The sequence below is a fragment of the Streptomyces sp. NPDC046727 genome (assembly GCF_040645635.1).
Classification (GTDB): Bacteria; Actinomycetota; Actinomycetes; order Streptomycetales; family Streptomycetaceae; genus Streptomyces.
In genome coordinates this window covers 1-1,191 of sequence record NZ_JBEYYR010000097.1, presented here as the reverse complement: position 1 = coordinate 1,191, position 1,191 = coordinate 1, and the positions used below count along the sequence as shown (strand labels likewise).

Annotated in this window: 1 protein-coding gene; it reads left to right on the top strand. The window is 63.0% G+C overall.

Annotated features, from left to right (window positions below):
• Positions 1-50: 50 nt before the first annotated feature.
• A partial coding sequence (locus ABZ937_RS42785; protein ID WP_361701094.1) for a methionine aminotransferase occupies positions 51-1,191 on the top strand: 1,141 nt, incomplete at its 3' end.

The following is a 1,191-nucleotide window of genomic DNA, read 5'->3' as shown; positions in this document are numbered from 1 at the left end:
CCGGCTGATGCTTAATCGCTCAACACTTCCCTGTTTGCCTGGAGCCCATCATGCAGAGCGCCTGCTCACCCCGCTCGAAGCTGCCGGACGTCGGCACCACCATCTTCACCGTCATTGGCCAACTCAGCGCCGCACACCAGGCCCTCAACCTGTCGCAGGGCGCGCCCAATTTCGCCGGAGACCCGCAGCTGATCGAGGCAACGGCACAAGCCATGCGCGCAGGTCATAACCAATACGCGCCGATGAGCGGCGTGGCGGCATTACGTGCTGCTCTGGCGGAAAAAGCTGAACGATTGTATGGCGCGCGCTATGACGCCGACGAAGAAATCACGGTGATCGCCAGCGCCAGCGAAGGGCTGTACTCGGCGATCAGCGCGCTGGTGCATCCCGGCGACGAGGTGATCTATTTCGAACCGGCGTTCGACAGCTATGCGCCGATCGTGCGCCTGCAGGGCGCCACGCCGGTGGCGATCAAACTGTCGCTGCAGGACTTTCGCGTCGACTGGGACGAAGTGGCCGCCGCCATCAACGGCAAAACGCGCATGATCATCGTCAACACGCCGCACAACCCGACCGGCGCCGTGTTCGACGCGCAGGATATCGACCGCCTGACCGCCCTGACCCGCGACACCGACATCGTGATCTTGTCCGACGAGGTCTACGAGCACGTGGTGTTCGACGGCGATATTCACCACAGCATGGCGCGCTATCCGCAGTTGGCCGAACGCAGCGTGATCGTGTCGTCGTTCGGTAAAACCTACCACGTCACCGGCTGGCGCGTTGGCTATTGCCTGGCGCCGGCGGCGTTGATGGACGAGATCCGCAAGGTGCACCAGTTCATGGTGTTCTCCGCCGATACGCCGATGCAGCACGCCTTCGCCGCCGCGCTCGCCAACCCGCAGAGTTACCTGGGGCTGGCGGCGTTTTACCAACAAAAGCGCGATCTGCTGGCCAGCGCCCTGCAGGATTCGCGCTTTGAGCTGCTGCCCAGCCGCGGCAGCTTCTTCATGCTGGCCCGCTTTAGCGGCTTCAGTCACGAAAGCGACAATGATTTCGCCGTGCGCTTGATCCGCGAAGCGAAGGTGGCGACGATCCCGCTGTCGGCGTTCTACAGCGACGGCACCGATACCGGCCTTATTCGGCTGAGTTTTTCCAAAGATAACGAGACCCTGCTGGAAGGCGCGCGCCGTC